We start from the raw sequence: 25,163 nt of genomic DNA, 5'->3' as shown, positions 1-25,163 counted from the left end.
AAAAATACTTGACTAACTTCAATGAAATTCTTATAGTTCACACCCTATTCAAAACGGTGAGATGTCCGAGTGGTTGAAGGAGCACGCCTGGAAAGCGTGTATATGCGAAAGTGTATCGAGGGTTCGAATCCCTCTCTCACCGCCATTCAATAATATGATTCATATTAACCGCACTTTTTCTTCTCTTCAGTCGATAGCTTATTTGGCGCTAAGTGACCATATTTCCACTGGACTAAAATAAATAAAACAAGCCCGAATACTGCAAATAACGCCCCAGCAACACCAATGTAGGCTAGCCCATAATGTTGCATCACTTGATTACCTAGCAATGCGCCAGCCCCAATGCCAATATTATAAATCCCAGAATAGATTGCCATCGCGACATCTGTAGCATCAGGTGCAAGGTGTAACACTCGAATTTGTAATCCTAAGCCAATGCCTGCTATGCCAATTCCCCAGAAGAAGGTTAATAAAAACATTGTCCACGTTTGTTGGCTCGCAATGAATAAGAGCAAGAGTGTGGCGGTGAGTAGTCCCATTGAAAACAAAATAAAACGGATCGGTCCTGCATTATAATAGCGATTAAATAACAAACTGGCGGTAATGCCAGAAAGACCGAAGACGAAGAGAACAAAAGTTGCCATACTATGACTCATTGTGCTGATATTGAGCATAAAGGGTTCAATATAGCTATACGCAGTAAAATGAGCCGAAATAATAATCATAGTAAGCGCATAAAGCCCAAGCAATAATGGACGTTTAAAAAGCGTTGGCAGACTATTTAAAGAACCCGCATTCTTACTTGGTAAGTGCGGTAAAAGTTGATAAAACAAGCATAAAATGCCTATCGCAATAAGGGCAATAATGGCAAAGGTTACACGCCAACCAAAGAATTGCCCAATCAAACGTCCGAGAGGCAAACCTAAAATCATTGCCAAAGAACAACCTATAGCAAGTAGTCCAATTGCCTGTGATTTTTTATCTTTAGGCGCAACCCGAATGACTAAAGACGCAGTAATTGCCCAAAAAATAGAATGGGTTAATGCGACACCTATTCTGGCTAATACTAATACCCAAAAATCCCAAGCGATCACGGATAACAGATGACTTAAAATAAATAACACCAGTAATTTAATCAATAACCCTCTACGCTCTGCTTTTGCAGTCAGTAACATAAAGGGCAATGACATTAATGACACTACCCAAGCATAAACAGTAATTATTAAACCCGTTTGTGATACGGGCATCGCGAAGCTTTGCGCAATATCAGAGAGTAAGGCAACAGGAATAAACTCTGTTGTATTAAACACAAACCCAGCAAGCGCAAAGGTGATAACACGCGCAAATTGACGTTGACGAGCAGCCTGAAAAGGTAACATAAATTACCTCAATTTTTCTTTAATAAGATCTTTTAATTGATGACGTAAATTCTGATTAAATTCCACTTTATATTGCGGAGAAGAACAACTGTCGAAAAAGCGGATAGGTAAGGAAAAATGCTGATACTGCGGGGAAGTCAACCCTAAATTCAGCGTCACATCACAAGTCATCGTTTTCAAATTTACTGCACCTTGCCCAGACACTCGGACTTTATCAATATGAAAAGTCAATGTATCTAGGTTTAATTTTGTCGCATCCCAAGAAAGGGAGGATTGCAAGTGTTGAAATGAGGTATTGAGATCGTTGCGATTAAAACGCGCTTCATCATAGTGAATAGGCAGATATTTCGTCACCAAGTCTAATAAATTTAAACCATTAAAGTGCCCTTCAGCCATTCGTATTGCCACTTTGCCTTTTTCTGTTTTCGTGTCGGTTAACACCAAATCCCCCGAAATATCTGCCTCCCCAGTAAGCAAATAAGGCAAGTTCAACATTTTTTGCCAAGGTGCTAACGCAATATTTTTCCCTACAAAACGCACTCGCTGAGTTGAATTGACTTTATTGAAGAGCTGTAAATCAAATTGTGATTGAGATTGTGAATGGGCATAATGCAGTTCAGATACTGTTGACAACATTGTCGGCTGCTGAGTTGCCTTAAGTGTAAAAAGAACGAAATGTTCACCATTGATTTTCACATCATCGAAAATCACTTGCCAATCTAATGCAGAATGTTGTTTGATAGAACCTTTCTGTAATGCGATCTCCAATTGTTGTGTATTAAATAAAATGGGTTTCGCAAAAGTCATCTTCAGCAAGATATTCGCCAGCTGAATTTGGTTGGGTTCAATCAGAAAGTCCCCTGCAATTTCCCCTGTTATTCCAACCAGATCTGGTTCATGTTGACCTGAATACCAGACATCCATTTGTTCAAAGCGTACTGTCTTCACTCGCTTTTCTAGCGCCAACAGCGACCAAAACTCAGATTGTAAATAAACTTTTGGCGCAAAAACAGACCGCACTTGTTGGTCCTGCCATTTGACATCGGATAATCGGATTTCGACTTGAGGAAAGAAGGTAAAATCGAGTTGAGAAAATGTAATGTGTTTTTCATTGAGGACGTTGGTTAAGACAGCATTGACACGATCAATTTGCCAATATGCAAGCGCAAAGATCGCCACAATGACAGCACAAAAACTGATGGCGATCTTTTTCAACATTTTATTTATCCTCATCAATACGACTGGCTACCGCACTTTGCTGATTTTTGTATTTTGCATTCTTACGACTGCTATATGGACGCGCAGCATAACCACTCAAAATTTCAAAACTTAACGCACCAATCACCATATTGGGACGTAGTGCTAAGGGTAACTTACCTGAATTAAAAAATTCCAATACAATTCGCCCTTCCCAACCAGGATCAATACGGTGTGCCGTCACATGTACCATTAAACCTAAACGCGCAAGTGAAGAACGTCCATCTAACCACCCAATAATATTTGCCGGTAACTTAACCGACTCAAGTGTTGTGGCTAATGCCAACTCACCAGGATGTAAAAAGAAGGCGTCATTTTCACCAATCAGAATTTCTTCACTCATCACCGATTCCAATTGGGCTGAGACTTGTTCTTTTGGACCACTGAGATCAATATAAGGTGCGGAATGCTCACGGAAAACGCGGAAAGAATTCCCTAAACGAACATCGATCGTTGCACCATTAATTTTGTCATTACTCGGTCGAGGGGTTAACGCGATAATGCCATCATCTAAATAACGTTCAATATCAGTATCACATAATCTCATTCTCAGCTCCTTACTGTTAACGTTTTCCCAAAAGTTGTCTAATTTGTGCTTTTAACATATTAATGGCAATTCGATTTTTACCACCTCGCGGGATCACGATATCAGCATATTGTTTAGAGGGCTCAATAAACTGTAAAAACATGGGACGCACTGTTTTACGATACTGCTCCACCACCGATTCTAAACTTCGACCACGTTCTTTCATGTCACGTTGTAAGCGACGAATAAAACAAATATCCAGTGGTGTATCGACAAAAACAGAGACACTGACTTCATCACGCAATTTTTCATCAGTAAGCAATAAAATCCCTTCCAGAATGATCACTTTTTTAGGTTCAAAGTGTTGGACTTGATTGGTTCGAGTATGCTCAACGTAGCTATAGACGGGAATATCAACAGGTTGACCAGATTTGAGTGCTTTGAGGTGTTCAATTAAAAGGTGTCTATCCATAGAATTAGGATGATCATAGTTGGTTTTAATTCGATCTTCCATATCCAAATGACTTTGATCTTTATAATAAGAGTCTTCGGAAATAATGCCAATTTCTTCGCAACCTAGCTCATCACACAACTCTCGATGAACAGTTGAGGCAATTAAGCTTTTTCCTGATGCTGAAGCCCCAGCGATGGCAATAATAATACAAGATGGTGTTGATGAGTTTGACATAGCTATCCCTAAAAAAGCGTTGTTTTGATCGACAAATTATAAAGAAAAAAATCCACTTTTAATAGCACAATTCCAAGACAGATAAAATAAAGCAGATATTTTGCTCATTTACCATAATTTGGAGTAAAGAATCTCTATTTTGTGATAACTCTCACGGTATTCTCCTTTACTTTGCTGTAGGATTTAGAATCACTTTATGACGTTATGTACTTGTGACATATCATTTTTTTCTAATACGAAAAGGGGCAATCACTATGAAATTCAAAAAACTTTCTTTCGCCATTTCAAGCGCACTTTTAGCTACTGGGTTACTGGCTTCACAAGCCTACGCCAAAGGGCGTTTAGTCGTATATTGTAGTGCGACAAATGAAATGTGTGAGGCAGAAATTAAAGCATTCGGTGAAAAATATGATGTGAAAACCTCATTTATTCGCAACGGCTCAGGCAGTACATTTGCGAAAATTGAAGCTGAAAAAAATAACCCTCAAGCGGATGTTTGGTATGGCGGAACTTTTGACCCACAATCACAAGCCGGTGAATTAGGTCTATTACAGCCTTACCGTTCGCCTAATGTTGATCAAATTGTGCCACGTTTCCAAGACCCTGCAAAAGTGAAAGGTAACTATACTTCTGCGATTTACATGGGGATTTTAGGTTTTGGTGTGAATACAGAACGCCTCAAAAAACTAGGCATCAATGAAGTACCAAAATGCTGGAAGGATTTAACAGACCCTCGATTAAAAGGGGAAATTCAAATTGCCGATCCACAAAGTTCTGGTACAGCTTACACAGCTATCGCTACCTTCGTTCAACTTTGGGGAGAAGAAGCCGCATTTGATTACTTCAAAAACTTACATCCAAACATTTCTCAATACACAAAATCTGGTATCACACCGTCCAATAACACGGCACGTGGCGAAACGACCATTGGTATTGGTTTCTTACATGACTACGCCCTACAAAAACAACAAGGTGCGCCAATTGAAATGATCGTGCCATGTGAAGGTACGGGCTATGAACTTGGTGGGGTGAGTATCCTCAAAGGTGCGCGTAACTTAGATAACGCTAAACTCTTCGTAGACTGGGTCTTATCGAAAGAAGGACAAGAGCTTGCTTGGCAAAAAGGCAATAGCCTACAGATCTTAACAAATACCACAGCCCAACAATCACCAACCGCTTTTGATCCAACAAAATTAAACTTAATCGATTATGATTTTGAAAAATACGGTGCCGCGGATGAGCGTAAACGCTTGATTGGTAAATGGGTAGATAGTATCAAATTATCGAAATAGTGAGACAAAAAAGAGGGCAAACCATGAAAAAAACACATCTTGCCCTATTTGGCATGTTAGTGGCAGGTTTAACTGCCACTAATGTGGCAAAGGGCGAAGGCAGATTAGTCGTTTACTGCAGTGCACAAAATGTTGTTTGTGAAAAAGCAGTACAAGGTTTTGCAAAAAAATATGATGTCAAAACCTCTTTTATCCGTAATAGCTCGGGCAGTACCCTAGCGAAAATCGATGCAGAAAAAAATAACCCGCAGGCTGACGTTTGGTATGGTGGACCTTTTGATACTCACTTACAAGCGGCTGAACTCGGTTTATTAAGTCCTTATCCATTCCCTAAACTCAGTGAAGTGATGCCACAATTCCAAAAATTAGGTGATGGCAAAAGCTCCATTGTCTATATGGGGGTACTCGGTTTTGGGGTCAATACGGAACGTTTGAAAAAGTTAGGGATCAAGGACGTGCCAAAATGCTGGAAAGATTTAGCTGATCCTCGTTTTAAAAATGAAATTCAAATGGCTGACCCACAAAGTTCAGGTACAGCATATACGGCTATTGCCACGTTCGTGCAACTTTGGGGAGAAGAACAAGCATTTGATTATTTAAAACAACTTGATCAGCATATTTCGCAATATCCAAAAGCAGGGACCGCACCGTCACGCAATACGGCGCGCGGTGAAACCACTGTTGGCATCGGCTTCCTACAAAACTATTCTTTTGAAAAAGAAAATGGTGCGCCAATCGAATTGGTTGTACCTTGTGAAGGGACAGGGTATGAATTGGGTGGCATCAGTGTGATTAAAGATGCGCGTAACTTAAAAAATGCGCAGCTCTTTGCTGATTGGGTTATGTCAAAAGAAGCACAGGAACTGTCTTGGAAGGAAGCGCAATCACACCATGTACCAACTAATATTCACGCCGAACCGTCACCTTATGCGCTTAAGCCAAGTGAATTGAACTTAATTAATTATGACTTTGATAAATTTGGTTCAAATGAAATGCGTAGTCACCTCATCGGAAAATGGGTTGATAAAATCAAACTCAATAAATAGTCAGGAGTCAGCATGAAAACATTAAAAATCTCTGCCATTTCCACCGCACTTTTACTCAGTGGCGGATTGCTCTCCTCTCTCGCTTTCGCAGAAGGGCGATTAACTGTTTATTGCAGTGCACAAAACACGATGTGTGAGCAAGAAGTTGAGGCATTTGGCAAAAAGTATGACGTCAAAGTCAGCCATATTCGTGCGGGAACAGGCAGTATTTTAGCGCGAATAGAGGCAGAAAAAGCCAATCCTCAGGGTGATGTTTGGTATGGCGGTACGCTAGATCCCCATTCACAAGCTGGAGAAATGGGGCTCCTCTCTGCTTATCAATCACCTAATTTGCAATACATTCCGGATGAACTCAAAGATCCCGCTAAAGTCAAAGGGAATTACACTTCCGCCATTTATTTAGGGGTACTCGGTTTTGGAGTAAACACAGAACGTTTAGCCAAATTGAATATTCCCGTTCCTAAATGTTGGCAAGATTTGACCGATCCACGCTTGAAAAATGAAATCCAAGCCGCCGATCCACAAAGCTCAGGAACAGCCTACACAGCATTAGCGACTTTTATCCAACTTTGGGGGGAAGACAAGGCGTTTCGTTATTTGACGGATTTACATAAAAACGTGTCGCAATATACCAAGTCCGGTAACACGGCGACACGCAATACTGCGCGAGGAGAAGCGGCTATTGGTATCGGGTTCTTACATGAACATTCCATTGAAAAAGAAAAAGGGGCGCCTGTTGAATTAATCGTCCCTTGTGAAGGAACAGGTTACGAAATTGGCGGGGTCAGTATTATTAAAGGCGCGAGAAACCTCGATAATGCTAAATTATTTGTAGATTGGGCATTATCAAAAGAAGCACAAGAATTATCTTGGCAAAAAGGGGAAACGCACCAGATTTTAACCAATACTCAAGCAAAACAATCACCTTATTCTCTCGACTTTAAATCAATTAATTTAATTAATTACGATTTTGATAAATATGGTGCTGTAGAAGAACGTAAACGTCTGATCAAAAAATGGGTAGATGAAGTCAAACTTGCAAAATAGTTGGTGGAAATACATTTAATATGATTCACACGTTGTTCAACAAAAAATTTATCATTCTTGATAAGTAAAGAGGATTTTTTATTTCTTCATTCAATAGGGGCAAGCCCCTATTGAATGGTCTATTACTGCTTAATTAGAGGTCTTTATGGAGCAGAAAAACACTTTCACATTTAGCACACCATTAATTTGGGTGTTATTCGCCTTATTAGGCTTTGCCCTTTTACCATCAAAAGCCTTAGATTACGGCTTATGGGACTCTACCAGCGATGAAATGCTTGAAGCTATGGGCTGGTATAATCTCAATTTGAGTTGGTCTTGGTTTTTAGCCGTACTCATTTTTCCCGTTTTATCTTTGATTTTTCCAAAAGAAAGTACAAAACGCGCCAAAATAGAACTTGCTCTGATTGCAGCGATTTTCTTATTTGTCTTTATCTCTGCCACAGTAGCCAAGTTTAGCCTAGGGTATTCCGTCATCATTCTCATGGTGGCACTTCTCGCCCTTGCGACAAATGCTTTAGCACAATTAAAAGTCATGCAGGGGGATAAATTTGTCATCGCCTCGCTCATTGCGATTGTGATGACGATTTTTTTCTTTATCGTTTACCCGACTTTTGCCATTTTACTTTCCATGTTCTTTGATAATGGTGAGTTTAAACCGCAACAAGTCGCCGAAATTATCCAACAACCTTATGTGATTCGCGTTGTAGAAAACTCGCTTGCCGTCTCCTCTGTGGTCGGTGTGCTATCCACCATTTTTGGTTTAGCCTTTGCCCTCTATACCACACGTATCGCTAAACGTACGGCGTTCATTGGTAAAATTTTCTCTATTCTGCCAATTGTTACCCCGCCTTTTGTGGTCGGTTTAGGGGTTACTTTAATGCTTGGACGCTCAGGGTATGTCACTGCTTTTTTAGTGGAATATTTAGGTTTTAGCAGTAACTGGCTATATGGCTTTACTGGTATTGTGATTGCCCATACCTTAGCACTCACCCCTATGTCTTTTATGATCTTGGAAGGTGCCTTAAAATCGATCCACCCTTCGATTGAAGAGGCAGCTTATACGTTACGCTCAAATCGTTACCAAGCGTTCTTCCATATTATTTTCCCATTGCTCAAACCTGCATTAGCCAACTCCTTCTTAGTGGTCGTCATCCAATCCCTCGCGGACTTCAGTACTCCACTTGTCCTTGGCGGAAGCTTTGATGTCATTGCGACTCAAATTTACTTCTATATTGCGGGTTCACAATTAGATTATGCTTCAGCCAGTACATTAGGTACGATTCTCTTAATGTTCTCACTGGCGATTTTCGTGATTCAATATTTATGGATTGGTAAACGTTCCTATGTGACTGTTTCTGGTAAATCGTACCGCGGTGATGTGCAAGAATTGCCAAATGGGCTAAAAGGGATTATCGTCTTTTTCCTTGGCTTTTGGACGCTATTTAACCTTGTTCTGTACGGCAGTATCTTCTACGGCAGTTTCACCGTGAACTGGGGAGTTGACTACACACTCACCTTAAAAAACTATCAAATCCTGTTTGGACAAGGTTTTAGTGACGGTGCATGGCCTTCTTTAATTCAAACCGTGATTTTTGCTGCCAGTGCAGCGCCAGTGACCGCCTTATTTGGTTTACTGATTGCTTATATTACGGTTCGCCGTGAATTCAAAGGCAAGAAAACCTTGGAATTTTTAACCTTACTGTGTTTCGCTGTACCCGGTACCGTAGCAGGGGTATCCTATATTATTGCCTTCAACAGCTCACCAATTTATCTCACTGGGACAGCGATGATCATTATTTTATCAATGGTCATGCGTAATATGCCTGTGGGGATGCGTGCTGCTATTGCAGGCTTAGGTCAATTAGACAAATCGCTTGATGAAGCTTCCCTTTCCTTAAAAGGTAGCTCCTTCAAAACCATTTGGTATATTGTCTTCCCACTCTTAAAACCTGCTTTACTTTCTGCTTTAGTAACCAGTTTCGTCCGCTCAATGACCACAGTCAGCGCGATTATTTTCTTGGTTACCGCAGATACACGCGTGGCAACCTCCTATATTTTAAACCGTGTAGAAGATGGTGAATACGGTATTGCAATTGCATATGGTTCAATCCTCATCGTAGTAATGATGGCGATTATCTTATTCTTTGACTGGATCGTGGGCGATACGCGCATTTCACGTTCTAAAGCGAAAAAAATGAATTAATTGATAGGTAGTAGAATATGAGTAATAACGATTTCTTAGTGTTAAAAAATGTCACAAAAGCATTTGGTAAAGCCGTAGTGATTGATAATTTAGATCTCAGCATTAAACGTGGCACCATGGTCACACTGTTAGGTCCTTCTGGTTGTGGGAAAACCACTGTATTACGTTTAGTGGCAGGCTTAGAAAGCCCAACTTCAGGGCAAATATTCATTGATGGCGAAGATGTCACAAAATCGTCGATCCAAAATCGTGATATTTGTATTGTTTTCCAGTCTTATGCGCTTTTCCCTCATATGTCCATCGGTGATAACGTTGGCTATGGTTTAAAAATGCAAGGTGTCAGTAAAGAAGAACGTGCCAAACGTGTTAAAGAAGCACTGGAACTGGTTGACCTAGCTGGATTTGAAGATCGTTATGTGGATCAAATTTCTGGTGGTCAACAACAACGTGTTGCACTAGCACGTGCCTTAGTGCTTAAGCCGAAAGTGCTGTTATTTGATGAACCGCTCAGTAACCTTGACGCCAATTTACGTCGCTCTATGCGTGAAAAAATCCGAGAGTTACAACAACGTTTAGGCATTACTTCACTGTATGTGACCCACGATCAAACGGAAGCCTTTGCCGTATCCGATGAAGTTATCGTGATGCATAAAGGGAAAATCATGCAAAAAGCACCGGCCAAAGAACTGTATTTGCGTCCAAACTCGCTGTTTCTCGCTAACTTCATGGGCGAATCCAGTATCTTCCAAGGTACATTGCAACAAGATCAAGTCACCGTAAACGGCTACCAATTTAAGCTCAATAATGCCACCCAGTTTGGATTAACAGACGGAGCATGCTTAGTCGGTATCCGCCCAGAAGCCATTTCTTTTAAAGAAACAGGCGAAGCTGCACAACGTTGTAGCATTAAAAGTGCGGTGTATATGGGGAATCATTGGGAGATTGTCGCCAATTGGGGAGGACAAGATCTGTTAGTCAACACCAACCCAGAGCAATTTAACCCTGAGTTGAAAGAAGCCTATGTGCACTTAGCTGAACACGGTGTCTTTCTATTAAAGCCAGAATAAAAGGTAAGAAAGGCAGACTTTACCGTCTGCCTTCTTTTTTCTAAGCCGATTTATCTAAACTTTAATGCATTCACCCTAAAGTGAGTCGTACTTGTTTAGCCGCGGACAGAATACACTTTAAATTTAGTGGTTTTGGCTAACACACAATGTGAGCCAAAATGTTGATCCAATAAATCAGGATAAGGCAAGAATGCATTCGCCACAATGCGTAATTCGCCGCCCGGTACTAAATGCCATTTCGCTTGCATAATTAATTCACTGACAGCACGATAAGCCGTGTCAATGCCATCGTGAAAAGGGGGATTTGAAATAATCAGATCGAATTTTCCTGTCACATTAGAAAAAACGTCACTGGCGATCACCTCAGCTTCTAACTGGTTCTCAACTAAAGTCCGTTGGCTAGAAGCTAAGGCTAGCGCATGAATATCCGCCATAGTCAGCTCAACTTGAGGATATTGCTGTTTAATATAAGCACCAATCACACCCGCACCACAACCTAAATCTAACACCTTTCCTCTCACTGGTTGATCTAAGGTTGAAAGCAACAAATCTGTGCCAACATCCAACTCATTCGCACTAAATACCCCCGGTAAACTGTAAATACGTAAATCACCTAAGCGAGGATGCTGATAAGTTTTCCAATAATCTGCTAACGCAAAGTGCGGTGTGTTTTTTAAACAAAAATGATATAACCCACAACGCCTTGCCGAGTCAATTTTAGCAATATCGCCATAAGCATCGAGCATTTTTTCCACAGAACGCACTCCGCAGCGATTTTCACCTACAATCAACATTTCTTGACCAATCGGCGCTTGAGCGAGTAATTGCATAAGTTGGAATTGCACTTCTTGCTTGTTTTTAGTCCAGTAAAACACCATGAGATCCGCTTTTTCTTCACAAGTTAATGAAAAATCGACCGCACTTTTGCTTTTGGCATAATCAAAATACCAACTCCATACCTTCACGCTGCGCGCCGGCACTTGCTGAGGAAACTGATCATTAATGCCCCCCGCAAATAAAACTGATTTATGCTCAAAAAAAGAAAGATGACGCTGTAGAACTTGGCTTTCAAGAGAAATCACGCTGTTAATCCTATCTGTTATTCGTTAAAATTGACGCATTATAAAGGAAAAACACGCAACGATGAAGAAATAGCATGAATAGACGAGATCTTCTGTTACAACAAATGGGTATCACACAATGGCAGCTGAAGTCCCCTACTCGTTTGAAAGGGATGGTAAAAATTAATGTAGAAGAAAAAATACGTCTCATCATCGTTGCCGAGCACGCTCTCACAACAGATTCTCCATTATTAAAAGATATTTTACGTAGCTTAGACCTTGATGAAAGCATGTGCTTATGCTTGGATTTTGAACGTATCCCCCATCTAAATACGCAATATCCTGTCCATTATTGGCTACTCAGCGATAATCAGGAAGAAATCGAACGCCTTTCGGCTTTCTGTCAACCTGCAACCGCAATTTGGCAAAGTAGCGCATGGTCGCAGTTTAAACACAACCATCATGCCAAACGCCAACTCTGGCAACAAATGCAAACAACGCTATGATGATCATTACGCAAATTACAGAACATGACTTAGAACGCTTATTTGAAATTGAGCAATCAGCCCACCTCGTCCCTTGGTCTATGGGAATCTTAAAAAATACACAAGGCGAAAATTATCTGAATTTAAAACTCACTTACCATGATAAAATTATCGCTTTCGCCATTTGCCAACACATTCTTGATGAAGCAACACTACTTAATATTGCCGTTGCTCCCTCTTTTCAAGGTAAAGGCTTCGGTAAACAGTTACTGACTCACTTACTTCAGCAATTAACCGAAAAAGGAATTTCTACCTTATGGTTAGAAGTGAGAGAATCCAACATCGCGGCACAGAAATTATATGAGCAACTAGGTTTTAATGAGGTAGATAGGCGCAAGAACTATTACCCTACGCCTCATGGTCAACGTGAAAACGCGATTGTGATGGCGCGCTATCTATAAAGCTCATTTCGTTCACTATCAGTGACATACAAAAATGCGCTCTATTTTTCAAGCTGCTCAAACATAAGCTTAAACCACGATGTTGTCCGTTCACCTATCGCGTTGAGCATCTCCTCATCGAGTACTTGTTGTGCAAGTACTCGTTGCCAATAAATATCCCCATCCGAAGCATAATCCCCTTCCGCTAGATGATGTAACAATGTCCGAATCATCTCAAAATCTGGCGTCTCAGTATGTTCATATGCTTCTAAATAACGTTGAATATTTTTCATCGGAACCATTTGCATCTGCTGATAGCCCTGCAAATAACTTTCAACATAGATTTGTAATTGTGCTAACGCGATTTCTTTTACACTTAACGACTCGCTAGCACACAACGCTTGAAAGGTCGCTTGCCCATTCTTACCATAATAAATAGGAGGTTCATGCTGTGCTAACATTGCACATTGAATAAGGTAATACACCCAATTTTCAATTAAATGTTTTTCCTGAATTTGTCCCACTCGCCACATCACTCTACGCTGTGCATACAACTGATCTAGCTGCCCAATCAGACGAATATCGCTATAGCCACTCGGGATAGTCAAATCCACTTCGACGACATGCGCCTCTTGTTTTAAATAATCGGCAACGATTGTTTTTAACGCGGCAATGTCTTCTTGTTGTTGTAACGCAAAGATCTGAGCAAATTCACCACGCGGTAGCATACCTTTTACTTTTAATTGAGCGAGAACCTCCGCGCTTTTTTCCTCATCACAATAAAGCAATTGCTCATTAATTTGATAGCGCATTAAGCCATCTAAAGTAAAATTTTCGCTGTCTTCAATACGTTCTTCTTGTTTAGTAAAAGAAACGCCTAAATGACGTTTAAAGAAAAACGCAACAGGATGTTGAATAAAGGCAATTAAATCCGCTAACGCAATTTCACGATCCTCGGCTAACACTGTTTGTGCGATAGGTTGGACAAAATCCGCCCTCTCTTGTTTCTGAATATTTGCTAGGGGTAACCATTGGTTAGCAAAAGATCCGTTTTCTCCTCGGAAATTATCTGGACTAAATGCTGTCATCGGATGCTGTTCAATTAATCGAGCCTGCCAATCTTGTGTTCCAGCGCTTGGTAACTTATCTACTAAATAGTCAATCAATTGACTGACTAACACAGACGGAGGTTTGCTTTGGTTATCCACAATGGAACGTCCCACAAAACTCACATAAAATGCCTCTTGTGCTGACAGCAGCGCTTCAAGGAACAAATAACAATCATCGTCACGGCGAAAACGGTCGGCTTTACGTCGATCATATTGCATCAAATCAAAGCTATTTGGCGTTTGTTGACGAGGATAATCACCTTCATTCATCCCCAGTAAACACACCACTTTAAAGGGAATCGAACGCATCGGTAGCAAGGTACAGAAATTCACTTTCCCTGCCAGAAACTTCATGCTATTCGGATCATCTTCTAATAATGCCGACAGGACATCAGAAACCACTTCACTACTTAACGGTTGATCAAAATGTGTTTGTTGAATATCTGTTACCATTTGCACTATCGTTTCTTGAATATATAGCAAAGTGGTAATATTCGTTTCATCCTCAGCGAAGAAATCTGTTAAAAGCGTAAGTAAATGCTGTTGCCATTTTTCAATAGGCTGAGGCGTTTGTAAAAACTGATACCATGCTGATAATCTTGCAATAAACTCCGCCAAGCGTCCGGCTAATTGCCCTTGTAGCCCATAACAAGGATCAAAGCCTAAATTCCCTTGCCAAATCCCATTTTCCTCACGCATCGCATAACCAAGCAGCATCCGCTCCAGCCCAGCTTGCCATGAGTTAGTGTTCTTTTCTTGTTTACCTTGTTCTTTTTCTACACCAAAACGTATGCCAGCATGTGCGACCCAATGCCGAATCTGCTCTAACTCCATTAACTCAATCTGAAACCTATTCCGAATCGCAGGAATATCTAATAAAGCTAAGATATCTTCTGCGCTAAACTGACTCTCTTTTAAAGCAAGTAAGTGAATAAAACTTGCTATTAACACGTCATTTTCAGAAAGACGGTTATCCGAAATAGAAAAAGGAATCTGCCGCTGTGCGACCTGATTGTACTGCCCAAATACAGCTTGAATATAGGGTGTATATTTATCAATATCCGCCACCATCACCACAATATCTTTTGGAGTAAGTGTCGAGTCTTGCTGAAATAAATGAAGCAAATAGTCATGTAAAACTTCAACTTCACGCATAGGGCTATGGCAAGAATGGAACGTTAAAGAGCGGTCATTTTCAGCCAAATTTAAACCTTGCTTGCCTTCTAAATGTAAAATACGCGCTTGTACCTGAGATAAAAGATGTTGGGAAGTTAACTCGGTGTACGCATCAATACTTCGTACGCCTTCGAGCTGTTCTAATTCTGTTAATAAATATAAAAAATCTCGTCCCAATTTCCCCCAGCTTGACAGCAAAGGATGCCCCTCAAATAAATGCTCATGATCATAACTTGATTCAAATCGGGCATTATCTGTATGGTGAAAAACAGGTATAGGTAAAGCGGTATGGTAGCCAGTTCGTTGCATTTGGCTTAAGCGTTGCATAAAACGCGGATCAATTAAATCACCCCAATATTCACGACAGCCATTGGTGAAAAATAAATGTACTTCACAATACCGGCTCATGGCATAAAAAATCTCTAAATAGCCTTTTGGCAACGCTGAGATACCAAAAATGAAAAGACGTGGAGGTAAATTGACAGGATGCTGGGTCTGTAAGAACTGCAAGAATTGTGTTTGTAAATAAGCACGATGTAAGGGAACAGTCTGACCGCTTTCAGCCAAAATATCCGCCACTAGAGCACGCCATAGTATTGCTTGCCATTTAACATCTTGAGAAAAAGCGTTGCCTATTGGTAGGCGTGTATCTTTTAGCTTGCGTTCTAACTGTGCCATCATAGTGGCTTCATCACCACGCTCCCAACAAGCGATCCATTCTGGGCGGTAAACAAGATATTGGTCAAATAAATCAGCAATTTGGTAGGCTAATTGATACAACTTTTGTTGTTCTGCTTGATGAGAAGAAGATAAATAATGACGAAGTGATTGAAATTCGACTTGTTCAAGATGCTCAGGAATTAAACGCATTAAACGCCATGTCATCGACGCTTTATTAAATTGGCTTTGTTCCTCTGTATTCGGTAAATTGTCTACGTATTGTTGCCAAATAAAGCTCGCAGGCATAGGAAACTTAATATTACTCGAAATCCCTTGCTGCTCCGCAATTTTCCATTGCAACCACTGTGCCATGCCTGGACTTTGAACTAAAATCACGTCTGACTGAAAGGGATCATCCAGTGTATCTTGCATTAACGTGAGCAAAATATTTTTTTGTACATCAAGATCATTAGAATAATAAATTGTAAACACAGGTCGCCTTATCCACATCGAAACAATCAGTTTGACTATTGTTCCCCACTTTGTGTTCTACCGCAAGTCTTTTACAAGCTAATCTCCGCCAAGGACGTACTGACTTTTACATGCTGTGATGTACATTGAATCTGAAACACTAAGTCATTTCGTTTTACATTGTTTTCACAAGCTAAGCCCAAAAATTGACGTTGTTTCTGGTTCTGTGCAATTTGTAAAGCTTGAACATGCTGATAAATATATATTGCACGTTGGCGTTGATAACTTAGCCACTGCTGTGTTGAAAGGAAAATACCACTAAACAACATGAGTGCCATTAATAATACAGGTAAACTCATGCCTTTATCATAATAAAAAATCATGCCAACTTTTCTCTGCTAATTGCCAATCTCGTAATTGTGTTACCCAATATGCTACTGTCGCTTTATGGTAACTCACTTGCACACTTGGCTCTAAAGTTAATCGCCCTCCCGTCACAATTGTTCCTTTTATCTTCCCTTTTCCGTGAATATGTAAATCGCCTTCAGCAATAATTATCGCCTCGATATTTTGTGTCAGCGTCCAACTCGTTTGTTTAGCATCAAACCAGTAAAAATAAGGAGCATGTTGGACAGAAAATTGATGAGAGAAAAGATCTCGATATTCTCGTTGAATAAAATACGCTAATTTCCCGATATTAAGCGCTTGACGAGGTTGTGCTTTAAATAACGTCCGACAAATACACCAAACATAATTCGCTTTACCTTCAACAAGACGAAAAGTGACTTGCTGCCGATTTTCCGAAGATGTTGATGAGATATGTTTACAAAGATGTTGCTTTTTTTCCTCGTTCTGACGTTGTAATACTAACATTTGTTGGACATCTAATTTCCGTTGATGAAGCGCAGACAAATGCCAATGTAAAATATCGTCATTCAATAACATTAAAATAGTTAATCCACTGCTTAATAACACTAAAATGACGAAAGTTACCATACCTTTATGATAGATCATTGCTTCTCTCCATGATTCAAGAGTGGTACAACCATTGTCGTTTCATATTGAAAATGTGGCTGTTTTTTTAAGTATCCTTTCAAATAGATTTCAAGCGCAGGCTTTCCCATGAGCCAATGAAATGATAAATCGCTGATGATATATTCTTGATCATCTAATAAATCTACCCAGCCACCACTATGACACGCTGACTGTTGTAAGTAAGTACGACATTCTGCTAATTTACAGCGAGAATTTACCGCACTTTTATATGTTAAGCGTGTTTCGAGCATCCCATTATTCAAACGGTAACCAAACAGCTCACGTTCAAGGTGACTGGTATTATTTCGTCCATCCTTAATACAGGTTTTCTCTTTGAACTTTCCCCCTAAACAACCGTTCATATCCAGATCATAAAAAAATAAAATACAATCCGATACATTTCCGCCATGTATTGAGAACAGTTGTAAACTAGCCTGTGTTTCTGATTCAAACAGTGAAAAGTTCACTTTATTCGTCGTCTCTGGAGGCGCACGAAAGCCCGCTCGACGAATATCTTTTCCCATTAATTGAATCACTCTTTCTAGCTCAGCTTGCAGTTGCATTTGGAAATGGATTGCCCTATTTTGTCTCTGAACATCAACATAAAAAGCGATAGCAACAAGTAACAAAAGAGAAGAAAGACTTAACGAGATCATCAAACTCAATACTGTATAACCGCGAAATAACATACTTTAATTTTCCTTGTTATGTTCACAAGCACTTAATGAAGCCTCTTTCTTCAATTTAATACTACCCACATTAAATAAAGAAAAAATTGCTTTTTGATAATCGGTTTGTAAAACAAAGCAAGTTGTTTCTAACGTGTCTCTGACAGCACTCAATCGAGTCATCGTATTTGGGTAATAATGTTTCGTCTTTAACATCGTATAACCGGTAAAATGCGAGGAATAGAATTGTGCAGATAATCTTTGGGGACAATGTTGAGGGGCAAAACAATCACAAATATATTCACTTTTTAATTGTGCTGTTAAACACCAATGTTGGCGGTTTACATCACGATTCGCAATCAAAAACCAAACTTGTCCTGATGTTGCTACTCGTGTCTGTAATTGCCGAAGAAAAATCCATAATTGGCGTTGCTCTTGCTCGAAAGAAATAAAATCAATCACTCTCGTCCAATTCGGTAAGACGACGAGCAACATACTGCTTATCAGCAGTAATACCATGAGCATTTCTAACAATGTAAAGCCTCTTTTCATATCTCCTCTTTTTTTGCATATACTGTATATCGCTACTGATTTAACTCATCAATTGACTAGTAATGTTTTGAGATGCAGATCGCAAAAATAAAGTGATAGATAGAAAAATAGGATAAGGAAATGCTGTACTGAAAATAGTCTTGTTGAAAAGAATATAGAATGAAAAATAAGTGGTGGGTCGTGAAGGATTCGAACCTTCGACCAACGGATTAAAAGTCCGCTGCTCTACCGACTGAGCTAACGACCCATTGCATTAATTGCTTTGGAGTTTATATCGGATTTGAATTAAGTGGTGGGTCGTGAAGGATTCGAACCTTCGACCAACGGATTAAAAGTCCGCTGCTCTACCGACTGAGCTAACGACCCATTGCATTAATTGCTTTGGCGTTTATACAGGATTTGCGTTGAGTGGTGGGTCGTGAAGGATTCGAACCTTCGACCAACGGATTAAAAGTCCGCTGCTCTACCGACTGAGCTAACGACCCGCTTCATATCACTGCGTAACGGAGGCTTATAATACTGATTTTATTTTAATAAGCAATAAAAATTTTCATTTTTTTGTTTATTTGAATGAATACTCACCAAAAGACCGTAATTCTCGTCTTTCTCACTACAAGTAAAATTCCACACATAAAAAAACTGGGTGCGAATGCACCCAGTTTTTAGACAGAAAAATAAATTAGTATGCTAACACAGCACGACGGTTTTTAGAGTAAGCTGCTTCATCGTGACCTAACACAGCAGGTTTCTCTTCACCGTAAGAAACTGTTGATACTTGACCAGCTTGTACACCTTTCGCTGATAAATAATGTTTTACTGCATCTGCACGACGTTGACCTAATGCGATGTTATATTCTGGTGTACCGCGCTCATCGGTGTTACCTTCAACAACGACTGTCGTTGCTGGTGTTGCATTTAAGAACGCCGCATGTGCATCTAAAATTTGTACATATTCACCTTCGATATTGTATTTATCGAAGCCGAAATACACGGTATTATAACGTTGTTGTAAATCTTGTACTGAATAACCGCCAAACATTTGACCAGCGCTTTCATCTTTTTTAGATGAACCACAAGCAGCTAATACAGCAACAGAACCAGCAACTAATAATACTTTAGTTAGTTTTTTCATTGTTTTCTCCTTAGAGTTTTTTATTTAGTTAAATAAGGTGACCAAGCTGGGAATTTAACTTGTCCATCATTTCCTGGTAACCGTGCTTTAAAACGACCGTCAGCGGATACCAATTGTAGCACTTTTCCTAACCCTTGAGTAGAGCTGTAAATGATCATGATACCGTTAGGGGAAATACTTGGACTTTCATCTAAGAAAGTGGAACTTAGCACTTCTGTGGAGCCAGAAGCTAAATCCTTTTTCACAATATTATCTCTACTGATCATGATTATAGCGCTACCATCGGCAGTCATTTGCCCACTATAACTGCGACCACCAGTGCTTACTAATGATGCACCACCACCGGATGCACTCATTTGGTAGACTTGCGGTGAACCGCTTCTATCAGATGTGAACACAATTGTTTGTCCATCAGGTGACCAAGATGGTTCAGTATTATTCCCTGTACCACTAGTCAACTGTGAAATCTGTCCACTACCTAAATTCATTACATAAATATTCAATACACCGTCTTTTGAAGAGGCAAAGGCTAATCTTGAACCGTCTGGTGAAAATGCAGGCGCACCATTATGTCCATTAAACGACGCGACCACTTTACGTGCACCAGAGCCTAAATCCTGCACTACTAGCTGGGATTTTTTATTTTCAAAAGAAACATAAGCTAACTTTTTACCATCATGTGACCAAGCTGGTGACATTAAAGGTTGCGCACTACGGTTAACGACAAATTGATTAAACCCATCGTAATCAGATACTCTGACTTCATAAGGTTGAGAGCCACCGTGTTTCTGCACAATATAAGCAATGCGTGTTCTAAACGCCCCTCTGATACCCGTTAATTTTTCAAAAACTTCGTCACTGACTGTATGTGCTCCATAACGCAACCACTTTGCTGTTACTGTATATTGGTTTTGTGTTAACACAGTACCCGCAGTACCAGTTGCACCAATCGTATCAACAAGCTGATAAGCGATGTTAAAACTGCCATTTGCTGGTGTTACATGCCCCACTACTACCGCATCAATACCAAGCGCAGCCCAAGCTTCTGGATTCACTTCTGAAACAGATGTTGGGTGCTGTGGCATCCGATTGACTGGAATCGGATTAAATTTACCACTATGACGTAAATCGGCAGCAATGATATCAGCAATATCCGCTGGTGCAGAACCCGGTCCATTCCACTTAAATGGCACAACCGCAATTGGTCTGGCACTATCTACACCTTCATCAATGACAATTCGTACCTCTGCTTGTGCAGGTTGCAATACAGCAAGAAAGAATACGATCAATATACTCCACATACGGGTGACTAATTTCATTGGAACCACCTATTATTTTTCATTTCCAATCCTTTATCGTTGATTTACGATAAACAAAAAGGCAATACTAACTTTATCTTAATTTAAATTCAATTGGGGATTTCTTATATCTTTGATAGATATCATCTGTTGGTGCTGGCGGGACTTTCTTCGTCCTTGCCACTGCACTTACCGCAGCTTGACAAATATCATCAGGTCCTGATACTCGACGATAATTTGCAATGGTTCCATCCCGTAAAAACTCGACTTCAACGACGCAAACTTTATTTGCAAAACTCGGCTCTTTCAAAAATCTGCGTTGAATTTCTCGTTTAATTACTCCGGCATATTGATCGCCTGTTTTTCCACCATCACCAGCCCCCAGTGCTGCACCGCTTCCTTGGCTTCCCTGACGATCTGTATTTGATCCTCTCGTTGCAGAGCCACCACCAACATCTCCTCCACTAAAGAAATCATCCAGTGCGGCTTGATTCGCTTTGCGTTGTGCAGCTTCCGCATCGGCTTTGGCTTTTTCAGCTTTTGCTTTTGCTTCCGCTTTGGCTTTTTCTGCTTTGGCCTTCGCTTCCGCTTCTGCTTTGGCTTTCTCTGCCTTCGCTTTTGCCTCAGCCTCTGCTTTCGCTTTCTCTACTTTCGCTTTTGCCTCAGCCTCTGCCTTCGCTTTTTCCGCTTTACGTTTGGCTTCTTCTGCTGCTTTCGCTTTTGCCTCTTCTTCTGCTTGTTTAGCCAATGCAGCTAAGCGTTTAGCTTCTGCTTCTGCCTTTAGTTTTGCCGCTTCAGCTAGCTGCTTCGCTTTTGCTTCTTCTGCTTGTTTTTGTTTTTCTAATGCCGCCAAGCGTGCTTGTTCTTCTTGCTTTTTCTGCTCAGCAAGTTGTTTTTGACGTTCAATTTCTTTTTGTTTTTCAATTTCTTTCTGTTTTTCTAACGCTTTTTGCTTCTCAATTTCTTGCTGACGAATGATCTCTTGCTCATCCGGCTGTACAGGTTTCTCTTCAATAACAGGTTCCGTTTTTTTCGCTTTATCGGTTTGACCTTTTTTCTGTTGCTGAAGGCGTCCCCACTCTTGAGCAGCTGCGCCTGTATCAACCATCACCGCCCCCATCACCTCGCTGTCACCTTCACCGCCACCCATAATTTCAACCCGATGATAGAGGGAACCTAAAATCAATAAGCCAAATAAGATCGCGTGCAAAATGACGGAAAGAATAACCGCACTGATGTCTTTATTGTTCTGCTTACTTTGCACAATATTGCCTTTTTATTAAATCGGGTTTGTCATTAATCCAACAGATTTAATACCTGCAAGATGAAGCAAGTTGAGTGCTTTGATCACTTCTTCATAAGGAACATCTCTCGCACCACCCACTAAAAACAACGTATTATTATCTTTATCGAATTCTTGTTTAGACAATTGAGTAACCATCTCTTCAGTCAGTCCCTCTAAGCGCTCTGTACCAATCGCTAAACTATATTGTCCGATGCCTGCTACTTCTAAAATAACCGGCACTTTATCTTCATTACTGACACTTTGGCTCTCTACCGCATCAGGCAATTCAACTTGGACACTTTGGCTAATAATTGGCGCTGTTGCCATAAAAATCAGCAACAACACGAGTAACACGTCCAAAAAAGGAACGATGTTGATCTCAGATTTCACATCTCTACGTTTACGGCGGTAAGACATTATCTCCCCTCAAAATTCTAAAAAAACAACCGCACTTATCTCAAAAGGCACGGAACGCTAAACATCGCTTAGCGATTAGTGTGTACCATTTTTACCAAATGCTTGGCGGTGTAAAATTGTGGTAAATTCATCAATAAAATTACCGTAATTCTGTTCTAATTTACTGACACGTAAACTTAAACGGTTATAGGCCATCACCGCAGGAATTGCTGCAAATAAACCAATCGCCGTTGCAATTAATGCTTCTGCGATACCAGGGGCAACCATTTGTAATGTGGCTTGCTTAGCACCACTCAATGCCATAAATGCATGCATGATCCCCCAGACTGTGCCAAATAAACCAATATATGGGCTAATAGATGCCACCGTTGCTAAAAATGGCACGCGCGTCTCAAGTTCTTCCACTTCACGATTCATGGCCAAGTTCATTGCTCGTGAGCTCCCTTGAATAATAGCCTCTGGTGCATTAGGATTAGCTTGTTTTAAACGCGAAAACTCTTTGAAACCAACATAAAAAATTTGTTCACTTCCGCTCAACCCATCACGCTTATTTTCTAAACCATCAAATAGACGGTTTAAATCTTCACCAGACCAAAAACGATCTTCAAAGGCAGCTGAATCTTTCAATGCCTTTGTTAAAATACGACTACGTTGAATAATAATTGCCCAAGACATAATTGAGAAAATTATTAAAATTACAATAACAAATTGAACAACGATACTGGCTTTTAGAAATAATTCTAAAAAGTTCAAATCTGCAGTCATTACATACTCCAAAAGGTTTTATAACTCATTTACCAATACAGCTTTCATCTCTGCAGGAATAGCGATTGGTTTCATTTTTCCAAGATCAACACAGGCTACTTTTACTGTAGCCTCGCATAAAATCTGTTCCTCTTTCTTTAATCGTTGAGTGAAGAAAATCGATGCGCCTTTCAACTCAGTGACTAACGTCTCGACGATTAATAAATTATCGAGCTTTGCTGGATAGCGATAATCAATATTCATTGTTTTGACAACAAAAGCGAGCTGTTGTTCATTTAACAGTGTATGCTGTGAAAATCCCGCGCAACGCAAATATTCTGTTCTTGCTCGCTCAAAAAAATGCAAATAGCGCGCATGATAAACGACACCACCCGCGTCAGTATCCTCATAATAAACACGAATAGGAAAATTAAATACATTGGCGACCATTGTTCTATTCCTTCCGTTTATTTACATCGTCACATCTCGACAAATTGGTGGCGTATTTTAGAGCTTGTATGAATGATAAGCAAGTCTAGCATACGATTCTGAGCAAAAATTTTGCTTTACAACTCATCATTATCCCGCCCAACTTACCACGATAGCCAAAATAAATCCAATATAGCCAATTATAGGCGAAAATAAGCCTTTCCAAAGTGTGCTACGGATCTCAAAGCCAATACCATGAATCCAGAGAATCCCCGTCCCCCAAATCATCAATAAAATTAAGGGTGCTGGTGCACTACGTAAGTTTGTAGAAAAATCATTGATATTGAAGAAAAAAAACAATGTGATCAAGATAGCGAATATAAATGAAAGGGTTCTTAACGAACCCTTATTAAAGATTTGATATAGTGAATTAATCATTGAGATTACTCATCAAATTTACCGGTTTTCTCAATACCGATAGTAATTACCGCGGCTAACATCACCGTAAACAAAACACCCAATACCCAAATGACATAAAACATAATATTTCTCCTTAGTATAATGAGTTTTTGTTCTCTTCGATAAATTGACTATCGAGACGACCAAACATTTTCCAATACGCCCAAATCGTGTATGCAAGTAAAATTACAACAAATACAAGTGCAAAACCGAGCATTAAGGTCAATGTCAATTTACTTGATGTAGAATCCCACATTAATAAGCTTAATTCAGGATGCGTAATGGATGGCATCACGAATGGGAACATAGAAATGCCCGCAGTCAAAATAATACCCGCCATCGTTAAGGATGAGAATAAAAACGCGAAACCTGAACGATCTGCTTTAGAGGCTAAAATGTTCAATACTGCACTTACCACCGCTAGCAAAGGGAAAATCCATAAAATCGGCATGTCTTTATAGTTATTAAACCATGCACCCGCTTCAATCGCCACAGTTTTACCAAATGGAGTTGATGGGGCGTTATGATCAATCACAGATGTCACAACAAAACCGTCTTTGAAATATAACCAAACACCAGCAAGCACAAAAGTAATGATTGTAGCAACGGCACCAGCTTGTGTAATGCTACGAGCACGATGACGTAATTCGCTAGTTGTTTTCATTTGCAACCAAGCACTACCTTGTGTTGTTAACATTGCTAAGCTCACTAAACCACAAAGTAACGCAAACGGATTTAATAATGCAAAGAATGACCCTGTGTATTTGACTTGCAATAATTCGTTGAATTCAAATGGCACACCTTGTAACAAGTTACCAAATGCCACACCGAAAACTAGCGAAGGGACAAAACCACCAATGAATAATCCCCAATCCCATAATGTACGCCAGGTTGGATTATCAATTTTAGCACGATACTCTAAGCCGACAGGACGGAAGAATAATGCCGCTAAAACTAAAATCATGGCGATATAGAAACCAGAGAAAGAGGTGGCATACACAATCGGCCATGCGGCAAACATTGCGCCACCGGCTGTTAATAACCAAACTTGGTTACCGTCCCAGTGTGGTGCAATGGAGTTAATCATGATACGTTTTTCCACTTCTTTTTTACCAGCAAAAGGCAACAAAGTTAGAACACCCATATCAAAACCATCAGTTACTGCAAAACCAATAAGCAATACACCGATCAAGATCCACCAAACAAAGCGTAGAATTTCATAATCAATCATAATCAG

General features: G+C 40.1%; 26 protein-coding genes and 4 tRNA genes. 8 read left to right on the top strand and 22 right to left on the bottom strand.

All coding sequences use genetic code 11. The features are described from left to right. The first annotated feature begins 55 nt into the window (after positions 1 to 55). A tRNA-Ser gene (locus CKV69_RS01100) sits at positions 56 to 145 on the top strand. A 19-nt stretch (positions 146 to 164) separates the two neighbouring features. Here the strand turns inward: CKV69_RS01100 and CKV69_RS01095 are convergent. Genes CKV69_RS01095 through udk form a run of 4 tightly spaced genes read right to left on the bottom strand, consistent with a single transcriptional unit; the run spans position 165 to position 3,850 of the window. After that, a complete protein-coding gene (locus CKV69_RS01095; RefSeq protein ID WP_016533371.1) occupies positions 165 to 1,379 on the bottom strand; it encodes a sugar transporter in 1,215 nt (404 codons plus the stop codon). A gap of 3 nt (positions 1,380 to 1,382) precedes the next feature. After that, positions 1,383 to 2,597 carry a membrane protein gene (locus CKV69_RS01090; protein WP_014325799.1) on the bottom strand — a complete coding sequence of 405 codons (1,215 nt, stop codon included), beginning with the start codon at positions 2,595 to 2,597 and terminating at the stop codon, positions 1,383 to 1,385. A 1-nt stretch (position 2,598) separates the two neighbouring features. Next, the gene (gene dcd / locus CKV69_RS01085; RefSeq protein WP_005717106.1) at positions 2,599 to 3,183 is read right to left on the bottom strand and encodes a dCTP deaminase; all 585 of its coding nucleotides are present in this window, start codon (positions 3,181 to 3,183) and stop codon (positions 2,599 to 2,601) included. 16 nt (positions 3,184 to 3,199) lie between these two features. Further along, the gene (gene udk / locus CKV69_RS01080) at positions 3,200 to 3,850 is read right to left on the bottom strand and encodes a uridine kinase (protein ID WP_005722886.1); all 651 of its coding nucleotides are present in this window, start codon (positions 3,848 to 3,850) and stop codon (positions 3,200 to 3,202) included. A 254-nt stretch (positions 3,851 to 4,104) separates the two neighbouring features. Between udk and CKV69_RS01075 the strand changes: the two genes are divergently transcribed. The 5 genes from CKV69_RS01075 (at position 4,105) to fbpC (ending at position 10,505) form a co-directional block, all read left to right on the top strand. Next, a complete protein-coding gene (locus CKV69_RS01075) occupies positions 4,105 to 5,142 on the top strand; it encodes an ABC transporter substrate-binding protein (protein WP_005717108.1) in 1,038 nt (345 codons plus the stop codon). A gap of 23 nt (positions 5,143 to 5,165) precedes the next feature. After that, a complete protein-coding gene (locus tag CKV69_RS01070) occupies positions 5,166 to 6,188 on the top strand; it encodes an ABC transporter substrate-binding protein (RefSeq protein WP_005722890.1) in 1,023 nt (340 codons plus the stop codon). Positions 6,189 to 6,200: 12 nt separating this feature from the next. Further along, on the top strand, positions 6,201 to 7,235 hold the full coding sequence (locus CKV69_RS01065; RefSeq protein ID WP_005722892.1) for an ABC transporter substrate-binding protein: 1,035 nt from the start codon (positions 6,201 to 6,203) through the stop codon (positions 7,233 to 7,235). A 145-nt stretch (positions 7,236 to 7,380) separates the two neighbouring features. Then, on the top strand, positions 7,381 to 9,438 hold the full coding sequence (locus CKV69_RS01060; RefSeq protein WP_025248427.1) for an ABC transporter permease: 2,058 nt from the start codon (positions 7,381 to 7,383) through the stop codon (positions 9,436 to 9,438). Between the two features lie 17 nt (positions 9,439 to 9,455). Next, positions 9,456 to 10,505, top strand: coding sequence for a ferric ABC transporter ATP-binding protein (fbpC, locus tag CKV69_RS01055; protein WP_014325796.1), 1,050 nt, complete (start codon positions 9,456 to 9,458; stop codon positions 10,503 to 10,505). Positions 10,506 to 10,600: 95 nt separating this feature from the next. Here the strand turns inward: fbpC and rsmC are convergent, their stop codons facing one another. Further along, positions 10,601 to 11,587 (bottom strand): 16S rRNA (guanine(1207)-N(2))-methyltransferase RsmC, encoded by a 987-nt coding sequence (gene rsmC / locus CKV69_RS01050; protein WP_014325795.1) that lies wholly within the window; start codon positions 11,585 to 11,587, stop codon positions 10,601 to 10,603. A 74-nt stretch (positions 11,588 to 11,661) separates the two neighbouring features. Here rsmC and CKV69_RS01045 point away from each other — a divergent pair, with 74 nt between their 5' ends. Together CKV69_RS01045 and rimI are read left to right on the top strand one after the other, a co-directional pair. After that, positions 11,662 to 12,072: a DNA polymerase III subunit psi gene (locus tag CKV69_RS01045; RefSeq protein ID WP_014325794.1), complete on the top strand. Its 411-nt coding sequence runs from the start codon at positions 11,662 to 11,664 to the stop codon at positions 12,070 to 12,072. Beyond that, positions 12,069 to 12,512 carry a ribosomal protein S18-alanine N-acetyltransferase gene (rimI, locus tag CKV69_RS01040; protein WP_014325793.1) on the top strand — a complete coding sequence of 148 codons (444 nt, stop codon included), beginning with the start codon at positions 12,069 to 12,071 and terminating at the stop codon, positions 12,510 to 12,512. The genes CKV69_RS01045 and rimI overlap by 4 nt, the downstream gene beginning before the upstream one ends. A 41-nt stretch (positions 12,513 to 12,553) precedes the next feature. Here the strand turns inward: rimI and recC are convergent, their stop codons facing one another. The 17 genes from recC to cydB form a co-directional block, all read right to left on the bottom strand. Continuing rightward, positions 12,554 to 15,928 carry an exodeoxyribonuclease V subunit gamma gene (gene recC, locus CKV69_RS01035; protein ID WP_014325792.1) on the bottom strand — a complete coding sequence of 1,125 codons (3,375 nt, stop codon included), beginning with the start codon at positions 15,926 to 15,928 and terminating at the stop codon, positions 12,554 to 12,556. Between the two features lie 71 nt (positions 15,929 to 15,999). After that, on the bottom strand, positions 16,000 to 16,290 hold the full coding sequence (locus CKV69_RS01030; protein ID WP_005722908.1) for a DUF5374 domain-containing protein: 291 nt from the start codon (positions 16,288 to 16,290) through the stop codon (positions 16,000 to 16,002). Next, positions 16,274 to 16,921 (bottom strand): DUF2572 family protein, encoded by a 648-nt coding sequence (locus CKV69_RS01025; RefSeq protein ID WP_014325791.1) that lies wholly within the window; start codon positions 16,919 to 16,921, stop codon positions 16,274 to 16,276. The genes CKV69_RS01030 and CKV69_RS01025 overlap by 17 nt, the downstream gene beginning before the upstream one ends. Further along, positions 16,918 to 17,631 (bottom strand): PulJ/GspJ family protein, encoded by a 714-nt coding sequence (locus CKV69_RS01020; protein WP_014325790.1) that lies wholly within the window; start codon positions 17,629 to 17,631, stop codon positions 16,918 to 16,920. The genes CKV69_RS01025 and CKV69_RS01020 overlap by 4 nt, the downstream gene beginning before the upstream one ends. Before the next feature lie 3 nt (positions 17,632 to 17,634). Next, positions 17,635 to 18,162, bottom strand: a complete 528-nt coding sequence (locus CKV69_RS01015) for a prepilin-type N-terminal cleavage/methylation domain-containing protein (RefSeq protein WP_014325789.1) — start codon at positions 18,160 to 18,162, stop codon at positions 17,635 to 17,637. A 171-nt stretch (positions 18,163 to 18,333) separates the two neighbouring features. Further along, positions 18,334 to 18,409, bottom strand: a tRNA-Lys gene (locus tag CKV69_RS01010). A 43-nt stretch (positions 18,410 to 18,452) separates the two neighbouring features. Then, a tRNA-Lys gene (locus CKV69_RS01005) sits at positions 18,453 to 18,528 on the bottom strand. A 43-nt stretch (positions 18,529 to 18,571) separates the two neighbouring features. After that, positions 18,572 to 18,647, bottom strand: a tRNA-Lys gene (locus tag CKV69_RS01000). 194 nt (positions 18,648 to 18,841) lie between these two features. After that, positions 18,842 to 19,294: a peptidoglycan-associated lipoprotein Pal gene (gene pal, locus CKV69_RS00995; RefSeq protein WP_014325788.1), complete on the bottom strand. Its 453-nt coding sequence runs from the start codon at positions 19,292 to 19,294 to the stop codon at positions 18,842 to 18,844. 20 nt (positions 19,295 to 19,314) lie between these two features. Beyond that, entirely contained in the window at positions 19,315 to 20,613 is a 1,299-nt protein-coding gene (gene tolB / locus CKV69_RS00990; RefSeq protein WP_005722919.1) for a Tol-Pal system beta propeller repeat protein TolB, read from the bottom strand. A gap of 73 nt (positions 20,614 to 20,686) precedes the next feature. Continuing rightward, positions 20,687 to 21,856, bottom strand: coding sequence for a cell envelope integrity protein TolA (gene tolA, locus CKV69_RS00985; RefSeq protein WP_005757061.1), 1,170 nt, complete (start codon positions 21,854 to 21,856; stop codon positions 20,687 to 20,689). 15 nt (positions 21,857 to 21,871) lie between these two features. Then, positions 21,872 to 22,294, bottom strand: coding sequence for a colicin uptake protein TolR (tolR, locus tag CKV69_RS00980; protein WP_005722921.1), 423 nt, complete (start codon positions 22,292 to 22,294; stop codon positions 21,872 to 21,874). A 75-nt stretch (positions 22,295 to 22,369) separates the two neighbouring features. Continuing rightward, complete coding sequence (gene tolQ, locus CKV69_RS00975) at positions 22,370 to 23,059, bottom strand: protein TolQ (protein WP_005732598.1); 690 nt, start codon at positions 23,057 to 23,059, stop codon at positions 22,370 to 22,372. Between the two features lie 18 nt (positions 23,060 to 23,077). Continuing rightward, on the bottom strand, positions 23,078 to 23,488 hold the full coding sequence (ybgC, locus tag CKV69_RS00970; RefSeq protein ID WP_005722941.1) for a tol-pal system-associated acyl-CoA thioesterase: 411 nt from the start codon (positions 23,486 to 23,488) through the stop codon (positions 23,078 to 23,080). A gap of 129 nt (positions 23,489 to 23,617) precedes the next feature. After that, positions 23,618 to 23,905, bottom strand: coding sequence for a cyd operon protein YbgE (ybgE, locus tag CKV69_RS00965; protein WP_005717137.1), 288 nt, complete (start codon positions 23,903 to 23,905; stop codon positions 23,618 to 23,620). Between the two features lie 5 nt (positions 23,906 to 23,910). Further along, entirely contained in the window at positions 23,911 to 24,009 is a 99-nt protein-coding gene (locus CKV69_RS00960) for a cytochrome bd oxidase small subunit, CydX/CbdX family (RefSeq protein ID WP_005717140.1), read from the bottom strand. A gap of 11 nt (positions 24,010 to 24,020) precedes the next feature. Next, complete coding sequence (gene cydB, locus CKV69_RS00955; RefSeq protein WP_005717141.1) at positions 24,021 to 25,157, bottom strand: cytochrome d ubiquinol oxidase subunit II; 1,137 nt, start codon at positions 25,155 to 25,157, stop codon at positions 24,021 to 24,023. Between the last annotated feature and the right edge of the window lie 6 nt (positions 25,158 to 25,163).

The organism is Pasteurella multocida, assembly GCF_900187275.1.
Taxonomy (GTDB): domain Bacteria; phylum Pseudomonadota; class Gammaproteobacteria; order Enterobacterales; family Pasteurellaceae; genus Pasteurella; species Pasteurella multocida.
This window is presented reverse-complemented; position numbering and strand designations above follow the sequence as displayed.

Excerpts from the sequence above, each read along its gene's own strand:
- CKV69_RS01015 (WP_014325789.1), bottom strand. The coding sequence starts at position 18,162 with ATGAAAAGAGGCTTTACATTGTTAGAAATGCTCATGGTATTACTGCTG.
- CKV69_RS00960 (WP_005717140.1), bottom strand. The coding sequence starts at position 24,009 with ATGTTTTATGTCATTTGGGTATTGGGTGTTTTGTTTACGGTGATGTTA.
- pal (WP_014325788.1), bottom strand. The coding sequence starts at position 19,294 with ATGAAAAAACTAACTAAAGTATTATTAGTTGCTGGTTCTGTTGCTGTA.
- CKV69_RS01070 (WP_005722890.1), top strand. The coding sequence starts at position 5,166 with ATGAAAAAAACACATCTTGCCCTATTTGGCATGTTAGTGGCAGGTTTA.
- rimI (WP_014325793.1), top strand. The coding sequence starts at position 12,069 with ATGATGATCATTACGCAAATTACAGAACATGACTTAGAACGCTTATTT.
- CKV69_RS01030 (WP_005722908.1), bottom strand. The coding sequence starts at position 16,290 with ATGATTTTTTATTATGATAAAGGCATGAGTTTACCTGTATTATTAATG.
- CKV69_RS01075 (WP_005717108.1), top strand. The coding sequence starts at position 4,105 with ATGAAATTCAAAAAACTTTCTTTCGCCATTTCAAGCGCACTTTTAGCT.
- ybgC (WP_005722941.1), bottom strand. The coding sequence starts at position 23,488 with ATGGTCGCCAATGTATTTAATTTTCCTATTCGTGTTTATTATGAGGAT.
- CKV69_RS01065 (WP_005722892.1), top strand. The coding sequence starts at position 6,201 with ATGAAAACATTAAAAATCTCTGCCATTTCCACCGCACTTTTACTCAGT.
- CKV69_RS01045 (WP_014325794.1), top strand. The coding sequence starts at position 11,662 with ATGAATAGACGAGATCTTCTGTTACAACAAATGGGTATCACACAATGG.
- CKV69_RS01025 (WP_014325791.1), bottom strand. The coding sequence starts at position 16,921 with ATGATCTATCATAAAGGTATGGTAACTTTCGTCATTTTAGTGTTATTA.
- ybgE (WP_005717137.1), bottom strand. The coding sequence starts at position 23,905 with ATGATTAATTCACTATATCAAATCTTTAATAAGGGTTCGTTAAGAACC.
- CKV69_RS01090 (WP_014325799.1), bottom strand. The coding sequence starts at position 2,597 with ATGTTGAAAAAGATCGCCATCAGTTTTTGTGCTGTCATTGTGGCGATC.
- CKV69_RS01095 (WP_016533371.1), bottom strand. The coding sequence starts at position 1,379 with ATGTTACCTTTTCAGGCTGCTCGTCAACGTCAATTTGCGCGTGTTATC.
- tolQ (WP_005732598.1), bottom strand. The coding sequence starts at position 23,059 with ATGACTGCAGATTTGAACTTTTTAGAATTATTTCTAAAAGCCAGTATC.
- cydB (WP_005717141.1), bottom strand. The coding sequence starts at position 25,157 with ATGATTGATTATGAAATTCTACGCTTTGTTTGGTGGATCTTGATCGGT.
- CKV69_RS01060 (WP_025248427.1), top strand. The coding sequence starts at position 7,381 with ATGGAGCAGAAAAACACTTTCACATTTAGCACACCATTAATTTGGGTG.
- tolB (WP_005722919.1), bottom strand. The coding sequence starts at position 20,613 with ATGAAATTAGTCACCCGTATGTGGAGTATATTGATCGTATTCTTTCTT.
- CKV69_RS01020 (WP_014325790.1), bottom strand. The coding sequence starts at position 17,631 with ATGTTATTTCGCGGTTATACAGTATTGAGTTTGATGATCTCGTTAAGT.
- dcd (WP_005717106.1), bottom strand. The coding sequence starts at position 3,183 with ATGAGATTATGTGATACTGATATTGAACGTTATTTAGATGATGGCATT.
- fbpC (WP_014325796.1), top strand. The coding sequence starts at position 9,456 with ATGAGTAATAACGATTTCTTAGTGTTAAAAAATGTCACAAAAGCATTT.
- tolR (WP_005722921.1), bottom strand. The coding sequence starts at position 22,294 with ATGTCTTACCGCCGTAAACGTAGAGATGTGAAATCTGAGATCAACATC.
- udk (WP_005722886.1), bottom strand. The coding sequence starts at position 3,850 with ATGTCAAACTCATCAACACCATCTTGTATTATTATTGCCATCGCTGGG.